Here is a 17,706-nt window from a genome sequence, read left to right as displayed (position 1 = left end):
GCGCTGGTTCAGCGCGAAATAATCGCATCGAACTCCTCGCCGCTGGCAAAGCAGGCTGCCCGTACCTTGCCGTGTTTGCTGCCATCGATCACCAGATATTTTTTCATGGCCTGCTGCAGGACCATCTGCTTGATGGGGACTTCGTGGAAGTGCGAACAGGTGACGCCGTGCTGTTCGTCGAATCCGCCTGCGGACAAGAAGGCTTTGTTGAGATTGATCTGCTTTAGGGTTGCGATGCCCTCTGCGCCCGAAAAAGAAGCGGCTTCGGGGTGGTACAGCCCGCCCAGGACAATCAAGCGCACATCCGTGCGTGAGGCCAGGATCTCCGCGATGTTGAGCGAATAGCAGACAACCGTGATGTGGCTGTTTTGCGGGATACGCTGGGCCAGGTAGGGGGTCGTGGTGCCGCAGTCGATGAAGACCGTATCGTGCGCTTCGATCAGCTGGCTGGCTGCCAGGCAGGTCAGGTCCTTGGCGGCTGCGTGCGAGTCCTTTTCCCGATCCAGCACATAATCGCTGCCCGATGACTGGGGTTGGCTGGAAATGATATAGCCCCCCAGGCACTGCAGCGCGGTTTCGCCCTCTGTCATATCGCGGCGGACCGTCATTTCCGATACACCCAGCAATTGAGCTGCGTCGCGCAGCCGCAGCACTTCGTGTGCGCCGACCAAGGCGGCGAGCCTGGCAAGTCTTTGGTCTTTTCGGCTGGTTTTGCTCATCGCATGCTCCGGTGGGTTCGATCCACAAGCCGATGGAAGTGGTCTGGCGGCCTTGACAGCCCGCATCAAAATATGAAACGATCAAAACAAAAATATGTTTCGATAGTCACATTAATTATAAATCACTGGTCACAAGGAGACGACAATCACCGCACTTTATCGCTCGGCTGCTCAGGCAGTTGCTGGCCTGATGGCCTGACCGGCCAGCGGCGCATCCGCACCCAGGCCATCTAGATTTTCACGTGCTCAGGGGATCAACCCCTTGGGTTCTTGATTTCCACAGAGGAAAGACCGATGAAAAAAATTCTCATCTCTACCGCTCTTGCCATGTCTGTCGCGGTTTCCCAGGCGTTTGCAGCTGGCGTGGTCGATACGTCAGCACTGAACAAAGATCTGATTTCTAGCGCTCAGAACAAGAAATACACCATCGCCACCGTCGTCAAGGTCGATGGCATCGCCTGGTTTGACCGGATGCGTGATGGTGTCGAGCAATTCAAGAAAGACACCGGCAATGATGTCTGGATGGTGGGCCCCAGTCAGGCCGATGCGGCCGCCCAAGTGCAGCTGGTTGAGAACCTGATCGCCCAGGGCGTCGATGCCATTGCCATCGTGCCGTTTTCCGTCGAAGCGGTCGAGCCGGTGCTGAAAAAAGCCCGGGATCGCGGCATTGTGGTCATCAGCCACGAGGCTTCCAACATCCAGAATGTGGATTACGACATCGAAGCCTTCGACAACAAGGCTTATGGCGCAAACCTGATGAAGGAGCTGGGCAAGTACATGGGCGGCAAGGGCAAGTATGTGGCGACAGTCGGCAGCTTGACGTCCAAGTCCCAGATGGAGTGGATCGACGGGGCGGTGGAATATCAAAAAGCCCACTTCCCGGAGATGAGCCAGGTCGCTGATCGTCTGGAAACCTATGATGATGCCACCACCGACTACAACAAGCTCAAGGAAGCGATGGCGGCTTATCCGGATGTCACCGGCATCCTGGGCGCACCCATGCCGACGTCTGCCGGCGCGGGGCGCTTGATTGCCGAACGCAGCCTGAAGGGCAAGGTCTTTTTTGCCGGAACCGGGCTGGTGTCCGTCGCGGGCCAGTATCTGAGCAATGGCGATATCCAGTACATCCAGTTCTGGGATCCGGCGGTGGCGGGCTATGCCATGAACATGCTGGCGGTCGCTGCACTGGAAAAAAAGCATGATCAGATCAAGGCGGGCCTGAATCTGGGCTTGCCCGGCTATGAAAGCCTGATTGCGCCGGACACGTCCAAGCCGAATCTGCTCTATGGCGCGGGCTGGGTCGGTGTGACCAAGGCCAATATGGATCAGTACAACTTCTGATCCCGGGCTGGCGGGGGCGACCCCGCCAGTCGTTTGCCGGGCATCCGGCTGACGGTGACTCCTGAGCGCATCATGAGCGAAAATTTGATCGAACTGCGCCACATCAGCAAGCATTTTGGTGGCGTGCATGCCCTGAAAGATGTGTCCTTGGCCATCAGGCCTGGTGAAATCCATTGCCTGGCAGGTGAAAACGGTAGCGGCAAATCTACCGTCATCAAGGTCATTTCGGGGGTTTATCTGCCAGATCAGGGTGACATCCTGATCGATGGTCAGCCTGTCAGCCGCCTGGACCCCGTCAAGTCCGTGCGCCATGGCATTCAGGTCATCTATCAGGATTTTTCCTTATTTGGCAATCTGAGCGTGGCTGAAAACCTGGCCATGAACACCTTTCTGCAGGAAAGGCGCAAGACCATCGATTGGCGGCGCGTGCGTGTATTGGCCGACGAAGCGCTGAACCGCCTGGGCGTGCAGATGGATCTCGACGCGCTGGTTGATGATCTGCCGACCTCCGGCAAGCAGACGGTGGCCATCGCACGCGCCATGATGGCCGATGCGCGGCTGCTGATCATGGATGAGCCGACCACGGCGTTGACGCGCCACGAGGTGGATGCCTTGTTCCAGATGGTGCGTGACATCCAGGCGCAGGGTGTGGCGGTGCTTTTTGTCAGCCACAAGATGCGCGAAATGCTGGAAATCAGCGAACGGCTGACCGTCTTTCGCAATGGCAGCAAAGTGGCCGAGGGGCCGATCAGCGATTTTGATGAGCCAGCCATCACGCATGCCATGACCGGTCAGCATCTGTCGGCGGATCGCTATCAGTGGCAGCAGCCTGTCGGCGCGTCGGACGATCTTGTTCTGAAGGTGCGCGGGCTGTGCGTGCCGGGGGCCGTGCAGGATGCGGATCTGTCGCTGCGGGCTGGGGAAATCGTCGGAATTTCCGGCCTGATCGGTTCCGGTCGTACCGAACTGGCATTGGCCCTGTTTGGCATGAAGCCCGGTTTTTCGGGCGAGATCCGCATCGATGACCAGTCGGTGCATCCGCGCAGCGTCCAGCAGGCGATCGATAGCGGGGTTGCCTATGTACCGGAAGATCGTCTGACAGAAGGTCTGTTCGCGACGCAATCCATCGAACGCAACATGATCGTCACCTCGCTGGATCGTTTCGTGCGCGGCGGCTTCGTGGATCGGCGTCAGGCGGATGCGACGACGTGCGAAATGTTCGCCAGCATGCAGATTGCCGCGCCTGGCCCGCATACGCCGGTCAACCATTTGTCCGGCGGCAACGCGCAGCGCGTCGTGCTGGCGCGGTGGCTGCTGACCCAGGCCCGGGTTCTGATCCTGAATGGCCCGACCGTGGGAGTGGATGTGGGATCCAAGGCGCAGATCCACGCCATCATCCGCGATCTGGCTCGGGATACGGGGCTGGCTGTGCTGATGATTTCCGATGATGTGCCGGAACTGGTCCAGAACTGCAACCGGATCCTGGTGATGCATCGCGGCCGTTTTGTGGATGAATTAGCGGATGCAGACATGAGCGAACAAATCGTCAATGACCGTCTCAAGGCGCTGGTCTAAATCTTTGTGCACTCGAAGGATCTCCATGAAATGCTTGCGTAGTACGGAATTCATCATCGCGTGCGTGTTGCTGGCGGCGATGATCGGCATTGGCTGGATCAATCCGGCTTTCTGGTCGTTGGACAATCTGTTCGGTCTGCTCCGTTCCAATGTGGTGATCGGCATCATGGCGCTGGGCGTGCTGCTGGCGATGATCACGGGCGGGATCGATGTGTCCTTTACGGCATTTGCCATTGCCGCCATGTACCTGACCGTTCGGGGAATGGTCTATCTGGGCTATGACGGCGTGTTCATCCCGTTCGTGGCGGCGACGTTGATCGGCTTGTCGTTGGGCGCCTTCAATGGCTTTGTCATCCATCGCTTCAGGATGATTCCGCTGATCGTCACGCTGGGGACCGGTTCCATCGTGCGCGGCCTGGTGCTGGGTCTGGTGGGGACCAGCGTGGTGAACATCAACAAGATGCCGCCATCCCTGATCGAGTTCGGCAAGACCAATGTGGTGTCGCTCACCTCAGCCGGCGGGATGACCTACGGGTTGACGGCCATGTTCCTGATCTATCTTGGGCTGGCTGTTCTGGTGCATCTGATCCTGAAACACACGATGATGGGGCGCAGCATCTACGCGTACGGGGGATCGCCCGAGGCCGCCAAACGGGTTGGTTTCAACACTCGGCGCACGGTCTTTTTTGTCTACTGTGCGGCGGGCGCCTTGTCCGGCTTTGCAGGCCTGCTGCATGCATCCATGTCCTGGCTGGCGAACCCGCGTGATTTCACCGGCCTGGAATTGGATGTCATCGCAGCCGTCGTGCTGGGCGGCGCATCGATTTTCGGTGGCCGCGGGACTGTGTTGGGCACGCTGATGGGCGTGTTCATCCTGGTCATGATCAAGAACTCGCTGATTTTGATGCACATCGACACGACTTGGCAGCGTGTGGTGGTGGGCGTCATCATCGTGGCGGCAACGGCAATCACGGCCTGGCGTGACCGTAAAAGCCTGGTCTGAAGGAGAAAACCGCATGAAGCTATCGTTCGATATGCGCCGCGTGCTGGGCAATGATCGCAATATGGCGCAGTTGGTGGTCATCACGCTGGTCGTGTTTGCGCTGATGAGCTGGATGAATCCCAGTAAATTTCTCAGCTACTACAACTTCGAGTCAATCAGCTACATCATGCCGGAGCTGGGTATCCTGGCCATCGCCATGATGATTTCGATGCTGACCGGGGGCATTGATCTGTCGGTGGTCGGCATCGCCAATCTGGCGGGTGTCACGGCCGGCGTCTATTTCCATTCATCTCTGGTGCAGGCATCCCAGATGAACGGCCCGGAGGCGCTGTTCTATACGCTTGCCGGTCTGATCCTGGCGCTGTTCGTGGGCTTGATCTGTGGCTTGCTCAATGGCCTGCTGATTGCCAAGCTGCGCATCACGCCGATCCTGGCCACGCTAGGGACGGGCCAGGCGCTGATCGGCTTGTCTCTGGTCCTGACAGGCGGGCCGGCCATCGTCGGCTTCCCGGAGGCCTGGAGCTTCATCGGCAACGGCAAGATCCTGGGCATCGCCACGCCATTCGTCCTGTTCATCCTGACCTGCCTGATCATCGCTGTTTTGCTGACGCGCACGACATTGGGCATCAATCTGATGCTGATCGGCACGAACCCCAAGGCCGCCGTGTTCGCCGGGATCCGTAAAGACCGCATGATCCTCTATTCCTACATGATCACGGGCGTGTTGGCCGCCCTGGCGGGCGTCATTCTGTCCGGGCGCATCAATGCTGCCAAGTCGGATTATGGCGCGTCCTATCTGCTGCAAGCAGTGTTGATTGCCGTGCTGGGCGGCACCAACCCGGCAGGCGGCAAGGGCAGGGTCTTTGGCATCGCCATCGCCTTGCTGGCGCTGATGATGCTGTCGTCCGGCTTTCAGATGATGCGGGCATCCAACCATCTGATCGATTTCATCTGGGGGGCGTTTCTGATCATCGTCATCGCCATCAACGCTTCCCGCAACCAGGACCGCTGATCTCATGTCACAAGCCACTTTTTCCCTGCGTCCTCAGGATTTCACGCCGCTGCCCCATGAGCTGCTGGCGTCAGGATCGATCTGCGCCACTGCCTTTCGCTATCCCAGCGGCGTAGAGGGCCTGCGCCTTCAAAATGCACGCGGCTACTTGGAGGTTCTGCCTTATATGGGTCAGATGATCTGGCGGGCCGAATTCGATGGGGTCAAGCTGACCATGGGCAATCGTTTCGATATGCCGCGCCCCGCCACGTCCATTGTCCAGACCTATGGCTGCCTGGCTTTTCACAGTGGCCTGCTCAGCAATGGCTGCCCGTCGCCGCAGGATACCCATCCGCTGCACGGTGAGATGCCGTGCGCGCCGATGGATCGCGTCAGCCTGGTTCTGGGCGAAGACGCAGAGGGAGCGTTCATCGAGGTCCAGGGAGAATACGAATACATCATGGGGTTTGGCGCGCATTACCTGGCGCGGCCTTCTGTGCGCTTGCATGCTGCCGATACGCGCTTCCAGATCAAGATGGATGTGCAGAACCTGTCGGCGGCGCCCATGGACCTGATGTACATGTGCCATGTCAATTTCGCCTACCGCCCGGGCGCTCGCGTCGTGCAGCCCGCGCCGTTTACGGCCGACCATGTGCAGGTCCGTCAGACTGTCCCGGGCCATGTCCGGCCCACGCCGGATTATCTGGCGCTGATTGATGCCTTGGCGGCGGACCCTTCCCGCATGGAAGTCCTGGACGAACCTGAACGATACGACCCGGAACAGGTGTTTTATGTGCGCGACCTGGCGGCGGATGCTCAGGGCCACACACACCTGATGCTGCAGCTGGCCGAGGGCGACGGTTTTGCCATGTCGTATCCGGTGGGGGATTTTCCCAAGACGGTCCGGTGGGTCCTCGTCAGTGGTGATGCGCAGGTGGCTGCTTTCGCCTTGCCTTCGACCTGCGAGCCGGAGGGCTATCTGGCAGAGAAGGCGAAAGGCAATGTACGCGTGCTGCAAGCCGGTGAGCGGGCCGCTTTCGCTGTGCGGGTGGGTTATCTGGCAGCGGCGGAAGCGGCTGATTTCGCCCGCATGATCCAGACCCTGTGAGCTTGCTGAGACGGCCCGCCTCACCCTGGCTGGCCCCTTGAATACCAAGAGAGTAATGCGATGACAAGAAAAATTGGCGTGGTCGGTTCCAATATGGTGGATTTGATCACTTATGTGGACCGGATGCCTGGCCCGGGAGAAACCCTGGAAGCCCCCTCTTTCGAGATCGGGTGCGGCGGCAAGGGCGCCAATCAGGCGGTGGCTGCCGCCAGACTGGGCGCGCAGGTGATGATGGTGACCCGGGTGGGTGATGATGTCTTTGCCGATAACACGCTGGCTAATCTGGTGCGCTTTGGTGTCGATACCCGCCATGTCCGCAAGGTGCCCGGCCGCTCCAGCGGCGTGGCGCCTATCTTTGTCGAACCGTCCGGTGAAAACTCCATCCTGATCGTCAAAGGGGCCAATGCCGATCTGCTGCCGGCGGCAGTGGACGAGGCGGCTGCTGATCTGCAGTCCTGCAATTTGATCCTGATGCAGATGGAAGTCCCGACCGAGACGGTCTATCACACGATCGAATGGGCGGCCCGGCACGGTATCGAGACCTTGTTGAATCCGGCGCCGGCAGCGGCGGATCTGGCGCTGGAACGCATCCGCCATGTCACTTTCCTGGTACCGAACGAAAGTGAATTGGCCACCCTGTCTGGCCTGCCGACGGATACCGATGCCCAGATCGTTGCCGCAGCCCGATTCTTGATCGCCCAAGGCATCCGGGTGGTCATCGTGACCTTGGGCAGGCGTGGCGCCCGGCTGGTGACGGCGGACACGGTGGTCGAAATTCAAGCCGTGTCTGTAGCGCCTCGGGATACGACGGGGGCGGGCGACGCGTTCATCGGATCCTTCGCCCATTTCTACGTCAAAACCCAGGATGTGCTGGCGTCCCTGCAGCAGGCAGCCGTGTATGCCGCCCATTCGATTACGCGGCTCGGCACCCAGAAGGCGTATGCCAGCGCTCAGGAATTTGCGGATTTCCGTCAGACGCATGCACCGGATCTGCCGGTGATCTGACATGACAGAGAACATAGACATGAACGAACTTTCTTCTCCTAATCGCGGCGTGCGCCTGCAGCCCGACTGGTTCGAACACATATCGGTCAACCGTTCCGCAGCAGAGCGGCGGGCCGCGACGCTGCCGGCCCGCCGTTCCATCAAAAAGGAATATCAGGCGGCCTGGCTGCTGCGGGCGATCCAGTGCATCGACCTGACGACTTTGTCGGGTGACGACACGGCTGGGCGGGTGCGGCGCTTGTGCGCCAAGGCGCGTCGTCCTGTGCGGGCGGATCTGCTCGAGGCCATGGGGCTGGCGGATCTGCCGCTGACGACGGGGGCGGTGTGCGTGTATCCGACGATGGTGGCGCAGGCCGTCAAGGCGTTGGATGGCAGCGGAATCCCGGTGGCTTCTGTCGCCACGGGTTTTCCGGCCGGCCTGACGCCGCGCGCGCAGCGCCTGGCTGAAATCCGCTATGCCCTGGATGAAGGCGCTGCTGAAATCGATATTGTCATCACGCGGGAATATGTGCTGACGCAGAATTGGCAGGCGCTCTATGAGGAAGTCGCCAGTATGCGCGAGGCATGCGGCACGGCGCACATGAAGACTATCCTGGCGACCGGCGAACTGGGCACCCTGAGCAACGTCTACCGGGCATCGATGGTCGCCATGCAGGCCGGCAGCGATTTCATCAAGACCTCGACGGGCAAGGAGCCGGTCAACGCCACCCTGCCGGTCAGCCTGACCATGTTGCGGGCCATCCGCGATTATGGCGGGCGGACCGGCATGCAGGTAGGTTTCAAGCCTGCCGGCGGTCTGCGCTCGGCCAAGGATGCTTTGAACTGGCTGACGCTGATGAAAGAAGAATTGGGCAATAGCTGGTTGGACCCCAGCCTGTTTCGGATCGGCGCGAGTTCCATGCTGGGCGATATCGAGCGGCAGCTGGAGCATTTCGTCACCGGCTGCTATTCGGCGGTCCACCGGCACGCTGTTGCATAAGGAGTCATGACATGCACCCCATCAAGGAAATCTTGCGCACCATGGAATACGGACCTTCCCCCGAGAGCAACGCAGAGGTCGTGCAGTGGCTGGAACAGCATGGCCGCCGGTTCGGCCATTTTATCGGCGGTCGTTTCGTGGCGCCGGAAGACCGGACGCTGATTCCCGTTCTTAATCCCGCAACCGAAGAAGAACTCGCCACGATCACCAGCGGCTCTGCCGAGGATGTCGATCAGGCAGTGCAGGCGGCACGCACGGCGTTCGGCGCCTGGTCGCGTCTGTCCGGACACGAGCGTTCCTTGTATCTGTACGCCATTGCACGGCATATCCAGAAACGCAGCCGCTTTCTGGCCGTGCTGGAAACCATGGACAATGGCAAGCCGATTCGGGAAACGCGGGATCTGGATATCCCGCTGGCTGCCCGGCATTTCTACCATCATGCCGGCTGGGCGGCGGTGATGGACGATGAATTCCCAGGTTACTCGCCCGTGGGCGTCTGCGGGCAGGTGATTCCCTGGAATTTCCCGCTGCTGATGCTGGCCTGGAAGATCGCGCCGGCGCTGGCCGCCGGCAATACGGTGGTTCTGAAGCCAGCCGATCTGACTCCGCTGACCGCCGTGGCCTTTGCCGAAATCTGCCACGAAGTCGGCCTGCCGGCAGGGGTGGTCAACATTGTCCAGGGCGACGGCGGGACAGGCGCTGCCCTGTGCGGTCATGAGGGCGTGGATAAGGTCGCCTTTACGGGGTCCACGCGCGTCGGGCGGATGATCCGGGAACAGATTGCCGGCTCCGGTAAGAAATTGTCCCTGGAACTGGGGGGCAAGTCGCCCTTCATCGTGTTTGAGGATGCCGATCTCGATGCGGCTGTCGAGGGGGTTGTGGATGCCATCTGGTTCAATCAGGGAGAGGTCTGCTGCGCGGGGTCTCGCCTGTTGATCCAGGAAGGAATCGCCGGCCACTTTTATCAGCGCTTGCGTCAGCGGCTGGAATCGCTGCATGTGGGTGACCCGTTGGACAAATCCACGGATGTGGGCGCCATCGTGTCTGCCGCCCAGCTGCGGCGGATCGCGGATCTGGTCAGCAAGGGGGTCGCCGAAGGCGGCGAGCTGTGGCAGAAGGCCGGACCACTGCCGGAAAAGGGCAACTTCATGGCGCCCGGGTTTTTTACGGAAGTCGATCAGTCTTCCACGGTCTGCCAGGAAGAAATCTTCGGGCCGATTGCGGCGGCGGCAACGTTCCGTACGCCGGATGAAGCGGTGCTGCTGGCCAATAACACGCGCTACGGACTGGCGGCGTCGGTCTGGTCGGAAAACATCAATGTGGCGCTGGATGCCGCCGCGCGTGTCAAGGCGGGTGTCGTCTGGGTCAATTGCACCAATTTGCTGGATGCCGGGGCGGGATTCGGGGGCTATCGCGAGAGCGGTTTCGGCCGGGAAGGCGCGCGCGAAGGTTTGTACGAATACCTGTGTGCGGATTGGATGAAGGCGAGCGCGGCCGCAGGGGCGGAGCACGCTCTAGTGCTGGCGACCGGCCCCGCCGGCCAGGCTTCGCCGCCGCAGGCGGGCGTTGACCGCACGATGAAGCACTATATCAATGGCAAACAGGCGCGACCGGATGGCGGCCACAGCTATTCCGTGCTGGGTCCCCAGGGCCAGGTGATCGGCCAAGCTGGCATCGGCAATCGCAAGGATATTCGTAATGCGGTCGAAGCCGCGGCGCGGGCGGGCGGCTGGTCCGCGATGGCAGCGCCGCTGCGGGCGCAGATTCTGTATTACCTGGGCGAAAATCTGGCGGCGCGGGCGGATGATTTCGCCCAGGCGCTGGTGAAAAGCGCGGGCGGATCGCCAGACCAGGCAGCGGCAGAAGTCCAGGCCGCCGTGCGCCGTATTTTCTACTATGCCGCCCAGACGGATAAGTTCGACGGAGCCGTCCATGCGACGCAGTCACGCCATGTCACCCTGGCGATGAATGAAGCGTTTGGCGTGATGGGCATGATCTGCCCGCAGGAATCGCCCTTGTTGTCACTGGTGTCTTTGGTACTGCCCGCCGTTGCCATGGGCAATCGGGTGGTCGTTGTGCCTTCGGCGCGTCATCCCTTGATTGCCGGCGATTTTTACCAAGTGCTGGATACTTCGGATGTGCCGGCCGGGGTCGTGAATCTGGTGACGGGCGACGGCGATACGCTCGCCAGAACCCTGGCGGACCATGCCGAAGTGGCAGCGATCTGGTATGTCGGGTCGGCCGAAGGCAGCGCGATGGTGGAACGAGCCTCTGCCGGAAACCTGAAGGCCAGCTGGGTGAACGGCGGGCGCACACGGGATTGGCTCGATCCCCGTCAGGGCCAGGGCCGTGACTATCTGCGTCATGCCGTGCAGGTCAAAAACATCTGGATCCCTTATGGGGTCTGATCGGTAATTTTCCTGATTCTTCGCTGAAGGAAGCGTCCTATGCAACAGGCCGTACTGGGGATTGATATCGGCACATCGGCCTGTAAAGCCTTGCTGCTGTCTGCGGATGGGGTGCTGATCGGTAGCGAGACGGTCGCCTACGGTCTGGTCCAGTTGCGTCCCGGCTGGGTGGAGCAGGACCCGGCTTTGTGGGTCAACGGCGCGCAGACAGCCGTGCAGCGGCTGCTGGCGGCCCATCGCTCGGTTCAGGTGACGGCGATTGGTCTGACGGGGCAGATGCATGGCCTGACGCCGGTGGATGCTGCAGGGCAGGTGCTGCGGCCCGCCTTGTTATGGAACGATCAGCGCAATGGTGAAGAATGTGCGCAATTGGTGGCGCAGGCGGGTGGCGCGCAGGCGCTGCACGGTCATACAGGCAATGGCATGCTGCCTGGCTATACCGGTGGCAAGATCGCCTGGATGCGGCGCCATGAGCCTGCCCTGTTCAGCCGTTTGCGTCATGCGCTCAACCCCAAGGACTATTTGCGCCTGGTCCTGACCGGAGAAATTGCGACCGAGGTGTCGGATGCCTCTGGCACGGGGTTGTTCGATGTTCGCCGGCGGGTCTGGAGCACGGTGCTCATGGAAAAACTGGATATTGATCCAGCCTTGTTTCCATCCTGCCATGAGTCCCCGGAGGTCACCGGACGCGTCAGTGCGCGAGGGGCGAAACTATTCGGCCTGACGGCGGGTATTCCCGTGGTGGGCGGTGGCGGCGACAGCATCATCCAGACATTGGGGTCGGGGGTGCTGGACCCGGGCGAGATTCAGACCATCATCGGGACGGGCGGCATTGTGGCATGTTCTCTGGACCAGCCGCTGGACGACCCTGCCCACCGGCTGCAGGTATTCTGCCATGTGTTGCCTGGAAAGTGGCATGCCATGGGCGTGACGTTGAATGCCGGTTTTGCCATGAGCTGGGCGCAGCGCTTGCTGCGTGGTTTTTCCGATGATGATCACTGGACCTACGATGAAATGGCCGGCATCGCGGCGCACAGCACGGCGGGCAGCCGCGGCTTGATTTTCCTGCCTTATCTGAATGGCGAGCGAGCGCCTTATGCGGACCCTGAACTGCGTGGCGGTTTCATCGGCCTGACATCCTTGCATCGGCCGGCCGATATCGTGCGCGCCGTCATGGAAGGCATCACCTACGCCTTGTACGATATTTTCACGCTCATGCCGCAGGCGGGTCAGAAGACCCATGCCTTGAAGGCCTCTGGCGGCGGCGCCCGTTCGCCGCTGTGGCGGCAGATGCAGGCCAGCCTGTTTGATTGCGATGTGGTGACGACCCAAGGGGCTGCCGAGGGCGCTGCATTTGGCGCCGCCCTGGTGGCTGGGCTCGGTACGGGCATGTATGCATCGGTTGCCGACATCGTGCGCATCTGCCGGCCTCTGACGCAGGATGGTGTCGATCCCGACATGCGATCGGGCATGCAGAAGGGTTTTACCGTGTATCGCGCGCTCTATCCGGCGCTACGGGAACACCTGCATGCGCTGTCGCAGGCGTTCAATGAAGCGCCGTGCCATGCCCCGTCTGCCCGATCTGACTTTCCAGTTCAGGGTGGGCCCGGTGATTCAGGCGGTTCCACTGGATGAAGACCAGCATCAGGCTGGCGACCAGGATGCCGAAGAGGGCGATGACGATGTTGATGGGCAGGCCCATCCACAGCATCAGGCTGTAGATCGCCAGCATCAGCAGGATGTTCAGTTGCTCATTGAAATTCTGGACGGCGATCGAATGGCCTGCCGATAACAGGACATGGCCCCGATGCTGCAACAGCGCGTTCATGGGAACCACGAAGTAGCCCGACAGGCCGCCGATCAGCAGCAGCAGGCAGTAGACGGCAAAGGGCTTGTAGACCAGGGGCATCAGCAGCACGATCAGGCCCATCACCACCCCGACAGGCAGCACCGACAGGGCGCGGCGCAGCGGCACACGCCCGGCCAGCATGGCGCCGATGACCGTGCCGAAGGCCGCCACGCCCATCAGGACGGATGCCTGGTCCAGGCGGTAGCCCAGGTGCTGGGCGCCCCATTCAATGACGATGAACTGCAGCGTGGCGCCGGCCCCCCAGAACAGCGTGGTGACCGCCAGGGAGATCTGGCCGAGCTTATCCGACCAGAGAATGCGCACATAGGCGGAGAAATTGCGGATCAGGGCGGCCGGGCGGGTCTGCTGGCGCGGGTAGTAGGCGTGGGTGTCCGGGATCAGCAGATTGCAGATGGCGGCCGCGATATAGACCAGCCCGATCATCAGGATGGCGCATTGCGCGGTATTGTCGGCCAGGCTGTCCACCCACTGAAAGGACATCAGCCAGGCCGATATGGCCGGGCTGATCAGCGCGCCGCCCAGGACAGTGCCGACGATGACCGATAGCACGGTCAGACCCTCGATCCAGCTATTGCCCTTGACCAGCATTTCAGGGGCCAGCATTTCCGTGACGATGCCGTATTTGGCGGGGGAATACGCGGCTGCCCCGACGCCGACAATGGTGTAGGCCACGAAGATCAGCATCAGTTGATGGCCGTGGCTGAGCCCGAAGGCCCCATAGCTGAACATCAGCAGACAGCCACAGGTCTTGAGCGCATTGGTGGCGAACATGACCCGGCCCTTGGGGAAGGAATCGGCAAAGGCGCCGACGAAGGCAGCCAGCACGACGTAGGCCAGGGCGAACCACCATTTCATCATGGGGGCCATCCAATCCGGGCCGCTGAGATCGGCGATCAGGCCGATGGCTGCAATCAGCAAGGCGTTGTCCGCGATAGACGACAGCGCCTGCGCGGCCATGACCATGAAAAAGCCCTTGTTCAATCGCAGACCCCGAAGTGGTTGATGACGGGCCGGCACCGCAGTGCGCGACTGTAAAATGGAGTTGCAGTATAGCGGGTTACTGGGGCGAGGTCGGGCCAGGTTTGCCCTGGCAGGGCGGATAAGGTCTTATCCCGGTGCGTTATCATACGCTGTTGCGATTCGCTTGAATTTTGCCCACCAGACTTCCGTGCGCCTCACGCAGATAAAACTTGCCGGATTCAAGTCCTTCGTGGATCCGACCGTGATTCCCACGCCCAGTGAACTGGTCGGCGTGGTGGGTCCCAACGGCTGTGGCAAGTCCAACATCATCGATGCCGTGCGCTGGGTGCTGGGGGAAACCAAGGCCTCGGAATTGCGCGGCGCGTCGATGCAGGACGTGATCTTCAATGGATCCGGCCAGCGCAAGCCCGCCGCCCGCGCATCGGTTGAACTGGTTTTCGACAACAGCCAGGGCAGGGCGGCCGGTCAATGGTCCGCCTTTGCGGAAATCGCGGTGCGCCGCGTGTTGACGCGCGACGGCGCCAGCAGCTATTTCATCAATAATCAGGCGGTGCGCAGGCGTGATATCCACGATATCTTCCTGGGGACCGGCCTGGGTACGCGCGGGTACGCCATCATCGGCCAGGGCATGATCAACCGCCTGATCGAAGCCCGCCCTGAAGAACTGCGCGTCTATCTGGAAGAAGCCGCCGGGGTGTCCCGCTACAAGGAACGCCGCCGGGAAACCGAAAACCGGCTGCAGGACACGCGCGAAAATCTGACGCGCCTGGACGATATCCTGCGCGAATTGGCTGCGCAGCTGGAAAAACTGGAATCCCAGGCTCGGGTGGCGGCGGATTACCGGGCGCTGCAAGACGATGGCGAACTCAAACAGCATGCTTTGTGGTTGCTGCGAGAGCAGGCCGCGCGTGAAAGCCGTCAGACCTTGGCGGTGGATACCGAGCGCGCCCAGGCAGAACTGGAATCGGCCGTGGCGGGTCTGCGGGCACTGGAAACCGATCTGGAGTCCCGCCGCGAGGGGCATTTTTCCGCGGGCGAGGCGGTGCATCAGGCGCAGGGGCGGCTGTTCGAGGCCGGCGCTCAGGTCAGCCGCCTGGAAGCCGAGATCCGGCATGTGGTGGATTCCCGCCATCGTTTACAGGCGCGGCGCACGCAGCTGCAGTCCCAGATGCAGGAATGGGGCGATCAGCAAACCCATAGCCAGGGCGCCATCGAAGACATCCAGGAACAGATCGACGAAGCCTTGGCGCGGGCCGAAATACTGGCCGTGCAGGCGCAGTCGGCCCAGGACGGCCTGCCTGAACTGGATGCGCAGCTGCGGACCTTGAATCTGCAGCGTGACGAATGGCGGCGCGGCCTGTCGCGCACGGAACAGGACCTGGCGCTGGCGGCCCAGTCGCAGCGTGAAGCCGATCAGCAGTGGCGCAGCCTGGACGAGCGCCGTCAGCGTCTGCAGGATGAACGCCAGGCGCTGGGGGCGCCCGATCCGGCCGAGCTGCAGCGTTGGGCGGGGGAATGCAAGGTGGCGGAATCGCGCCTCGAAGAAGCCCAGGCCCGCTTGCTGGAACTGGAATCCCGACAGCCAGAGCTGGAAGACGCGTTGGCGCAGACGCAGCAGGCCAGCCAATCGGCGCGGCTGGATCTGGAACGCCTGGATGCCCGTCGCCAGGCCTTGGTCGCTCTGCAGGAAAAAATTCAATCCGAGGACGCCTTGGAACCCTGGCTGCAGCGCCAGGAACTACAGCGCCTGGGTCGTCTGTGGCAGCAGCTGCACGTGGATGCCGGTTGGGAAACTGCGCTGGAAGCCGTCTTGCACGAGCGGATGAATGCGCTGGGCTTACGCACGCTGGATCACGTACAGGCGTTTGTGCAGGATGCCCCGCCCGCCCGATTGGCCTTCTACCAGGCGCCCGCCCAGGCGCCGGCGGCGGTCGCGGCGCCAGCAGGCGCCGCCCCTTTGCTGGATCGGGTGCAGGCGCGGGATGCGGCCTTGAAGCCTTTGCTGGCCAGCTGGCTGCAGGGGGTCTATGTGTCGGAAGACCTGGGCCAGGCCCTGTCGCGCCGCGATGAATTACCGCCCGCAGGCCTGTGGGTGGTGCGGGCCGGACATCGGGTCGATGCCTGCAGCATCCGTTTTTACGCTGCAGATTCCGAACAAGCCGGGCTGCTGGCCCGCCAGCAGCAGATTGACAATCTAGCCCGCGAAATCCGGGCTGCCCAGTTGATCGCCGATCAGGCGCTGGATGCGCATGCACAGGCCGATGCCGAACGCCGCGCATTGGAACAGGCGCTGCAGCCGGCGCGCGTGCAGATTGCAGAACGCATGCAGGCGCAGCACGAGGCCAGGCTGCAGCATCACCAGATCAGCCAGCAGATGGCCCGCTCGGAAGAGCAGACCAGCCGCCTGGACCGCGATCTGCAGGAAATCGCCGCGCAACAGGCGGAACTGGCCGGTCGGCGCGACGAAGCCGAAGCGCGCTTTGAGTCGCTGGACGCCGTACTGGCCGAACAGCAGGAACATCAGGCGGATCTGGATCTGCGGATCGAGGCGTTAGCCGATCAGGCCGAGCAGGGCCGCCAGCAAGGGCGTGATCAGGAACGCGCCGCCCAGGAAGCCGATTATGCCGTGCGCTCTTTGCGCCATCGCCTGGATGAGCTGCATCGCACCTTGCAACTGGCCTCAGATCAGGCTCGCCGATCCGGCGCCGAACTCGAGTCCTTGCAGGGCGAGTTGTTCGAATTGGATGAGTCCGTTGCCCAGACGGGCCTGCAGGCCGCGTTGGAATCGCAGGCGGGATGCGAAGAGGCCTTGCGCCAGGCGCGCCAGCTGCAGGATCAGGCGGCGGCCGCCTTGCGGGATGCCGACGAGGGCCGCCTGACGCGGGAACGCGCGCTGGACCCTTTGCGGGCGCGCATCACCGAATTGCAATTGAAAGAACAGGCGTCGCGCCTGTCGGTGGAACAGTACGCCGAACAACTCGATGCCCGGCAGGTTGATCGCGCGGCGCTGCAGCGCCACCTGGCTGAACAGTCGCCGCAATGGCAGCGGCTGGACTGGCTGCAATCCGAGGTCCAGCGGATTTCGCGGCGGATAGAATCTCTGGGCGCCGTCAATCTGGCGGCGCTGGATGAATTATCTGCCGCCAGCGACCGCAAGGGGTTTCTGGATACCCAGCGGGCGGATCTGATGCTGGCCATTGAGACCCTGGAAAATGCGATTCGCAAGATCGATCGGGAAACCCGCGAATTGTTGTCCCAGACTTTCCAACTGGTGAATCAGCATTTCGGCCAGCTGTTTCCGCAGCTGTTCGGGGGCGGCGAGGCTCGGCTGACCATGACGGGCGATGAAATCCTGGATGCGGGCGTGCAGGTCATGGCGCAGCCGCCCGGTAAGCGCAACAGTACGATCCACCTGCTGTCCGGGGGAGAAAAAGCCCTGACGGCGACGGCGCTGGTGTTCGCGCTGTTCAAGCTCAATCCGGCGCCGTTCTGCCTGCTCGACGAGGTTGATGCGCCGCTGGATGACGCCAATACGGAACGCTATGCCAATCTGGTGCGCGGCATGAGCGATCAGACACAGTTCCTTTTCATTTCACATAATAAAATCGCCATGCAGATGGCGCGGCAGCTGGTCGGGGTGACGATGCAGGAACAAGGCGTGTCGCGGATCGTGGCGGTGGATATGGATTCAGCCTTGCAATGGGTCGCCGAGGCGGTCTGAACAGG

Annotated in this window: 12 protein-coding genes; 10 read left to right on the top strand and 2 right to left on the bottom strand. The window is 61.8% G+C overall.

The features are described from left to right. Positions 1-8: 8 nt before the first annotated feature. Positions 9-719 carry a DeoR/GlpR family DNA-binding transcription regulator gene (locus tag VDP79_RS03275; protein ID WP_323016800.1) on the bottom strand — a complete coding sequence of 237 codons (711 nt, stop codon included), beginning with the start codon at positions 717-719 and terminating at the stop codon, positions 9-11. 294 nt (positions 720-1,013) lie between these two features. On the opposite strand from VDP79_RS03275, the gene VDP79_RS03270 reads away from it, so the two are divergent. The 9 genes from VDP79_RS03270 to xylB all read left to right on the top strand — a co-directional run bounded on the left by VDP79_RS03270 (position 1,014) and on the right by xylB (position 12,764). Further along, a complete protein-coding gene (locus tag VDP79_RS03270) occupies positions 1,014-2,060 on the top strand; it encodes an autoinducer 2 ABC transporter substrate-binding protein (protein WP_323016799.1) in 1,047 nt (348 codons plus the stop codon). Positions 2,061-2,132: 72 nt separating this feature from the next. Then, a complete protein-coding gene (locus VDP79_RS03265; RefSeq protein ID WP_323016798.1) occupies positions 2,133-3,635 on the top strand; it encodes a sugar ABC transporter ATP-binding protein in 1,503 nt (500 codons plus the stop codon). Between the two features lie 25 nt (positions 3,636-3,660). After that, positions 3,661-4,638, top strand: a complete 978-nt coding sequence (locus VDP79_RS03260) for an ABC transporter permease (protein WP_323016797.1) — start codon at positions 3,661-3,663, stop codon at positions 4,636-4,638. Positions 4,639-4,651: 13 nt separating this feature from the next. Next, entirely contained in the window at positions 4,652-5,650 is a 999-nt protein-coding gene (locus tag VDP79_RS03255) for an ABC transporter permease (protein ID WP_323016796.1), read from the top strand. 4 nt (positions 5,651-5,654) lie between these two features. Next, complete coding sequence (locus VDP79_RS03250; RefSeq protein WP_323016795.1) at positions 5,655-6,737, top strand: aldose 1-epimerase family protein; 1,083 nt, start codon at positions 5,655-5,657, stop codon at positions 6,735-6,737. A 60-nt stretch (positions 6,738-6,797) separates the two neighbouring features. Then, a complete protein-coding gene (rbsK, locus tag VDP79_RS03245; RefSeq protein WP_323016794.1) occupies positions 6,798-7,742 on the top strand; it encodes a ribokinase in 945 nt (314 codons plus the stop codon). A 19-nt stretch (positions 7,743-7,761) separates the two neighbouring features. Continuing rightward, complete coding sequence (deoC, locus tag VDP79_RS03240) at positions 7,762-8,721, top strand: deoxyribose-phosphate aldolase (protein ID WP_323016793.1); 960 nt, start codon at positions 7,762-7,764, stop codon at positions 8,719-8,721. 11 nt (positions 8,722-8,732) lie between these two features. Continuing rightward, positions 8,733-11,129, top strand: coding sequence for an aldehyde dehydrogenase family protein (locus tag VDP79_RS03235; RefSeq protein ID WP_323016792.1), 2,397 nt, complete (start codon positions 8,733-8,735; stop codon positions 11,127-11,129). A 39-nt stretch (positions 11,130-11,168) separates the two neighbouring features. Beyond that, complete coding sequence (gene xylB, locus VDP79_RS03230) at positions 11,169-12,764, top strand: xylulokinase (RefSeq protein WP_323016791.1); 1,596 nt, start codon at positions 11,169-11,171, stop codon at positions 12,762-12,764. Here xylB and lplT read toward each other — a convergent pair. Then, the gene (gene lplT, locus VDP79_RS03225; protein WP_416233042.1) at positions 12,676-13,956 is read right to left on the bottom strand and encodes a lysophospholipid transporter LplT; all 1,281 of its coding nucleotides are present in this window, start codon (positions 13,954-13,956) and stop codon (positions 12,676-12,678) included. The genes xylB and lplT overlap by 89 nt on opposite strands. 211 nt (positions 13,957-14,167) lie before the next feature. Here lplT and smc point away from each other — a divergent pair, with 211 nt between their 5' ends. Beyond that, entirely contained in the window at positions 14,168-17,701 is a 3,534-nt protein-coding gene (smc, locus tag VDP79_RS03220) for a chromosome segregation protein SMC (RefSeq protein WP_323017004.1), read from the top strand. The last annotated feature ends 5 nt before the right edge of the window (positions 17,702-17,706 follow it).

This window comes from Castellaniella sp. (genome assembly GCF_034675905.1).
Lineage (GTDB): Bacteria > Pseudomonadota > Gammaproteobacteria > Burkholderiales > Burkholderiaceae_B > Castellaniella.
This window is presented reverse-complemented; position numbering and strand designations above follow the sequence as displayed.

What these genes read in the sequence shown, in the direction of transcription:
- VDP79_RS03235 (WP_323016792.1), top strand. Translation starts at nt 8,733, where the DNA reads ATGCACCCCATCAAGGAAATCTTGCGCACCATGGAATACGGACCTTCC.
- xylB (WP_323016791.1), top strand. Translation starts at nt 11,169, where the DNA reads ATGCAACAGGCCGTACTGGGGATTGATATCGGCACATCGGCCTGTAAA.
- lplT (WP_416233042.1), bottom strand. Translation starts at nt 13,956, where the DNA reads ATGGCCGCGCAGGCGCTGTCGTCTATCGCGGACAACGCCTTGCTGATT.
- VDP79_RS03255 (WP_323016796.1), top strand. Translation starts at nt 4,652, where the DNA reads ATGAAGCTATCGTTCGATATGCGCCGCGTGCTGGGCAATGATCGCAAT.
- VDP79_RS03275 (WP_323016800.1), bottom strand. Translation starts at nt 719, where the DNA reads ATGAGCAAAACCAGCCGAAAAGACCAAAGACTTGCCAGGCTCGCCGCC.
- VDP79_RS03260 (WP_323016797.1), top strand. Translation starts at nt 3,661, where the DNA reads ATGAAATGCTTGCGTAGTACGGAATTCATCATCGCGTGCGTGTTGCTG.
- deoC (WP_323016793.1), top strand. Translation starts at nt 7,762, where the DNA reads ATGAACGAACTTTCTTCTCCTAATCGCGGCGTGCGCCTGCAGCCCGAC.
- VDP79_RS03250 (WP_323016795.1), top strand. Translation starts at nt 5,655, where the DNA reads ATGTCACAAGCCACTTTTTCCCTGCGTCCTCAGGATTTCACGCCGCTG.
- VDP79_RS03265 (WP_323016798.1), top strand. Translation starts at nt 2,133, where the DNA reads ATGAGCGAAAATTTGATCGAACTGCGCCACATCAGCAAGCATTTTGGT.
- VDP79_RS03270 (WP_323016799.1), top strand. Translation starts at nt 1,014, where the DNA reads ATGAAAAAAATTCTCATCTCTACCGCTCTTGCCATGTCTGTCGCGGTT.
- rbsK (WP_323016794.1), top strand. Translation starts at nt 6,798, where the DNA reads ATGACAAGAAAAATTGGCGTGGTCGGTTCCAATATGGTGGATTTGATC.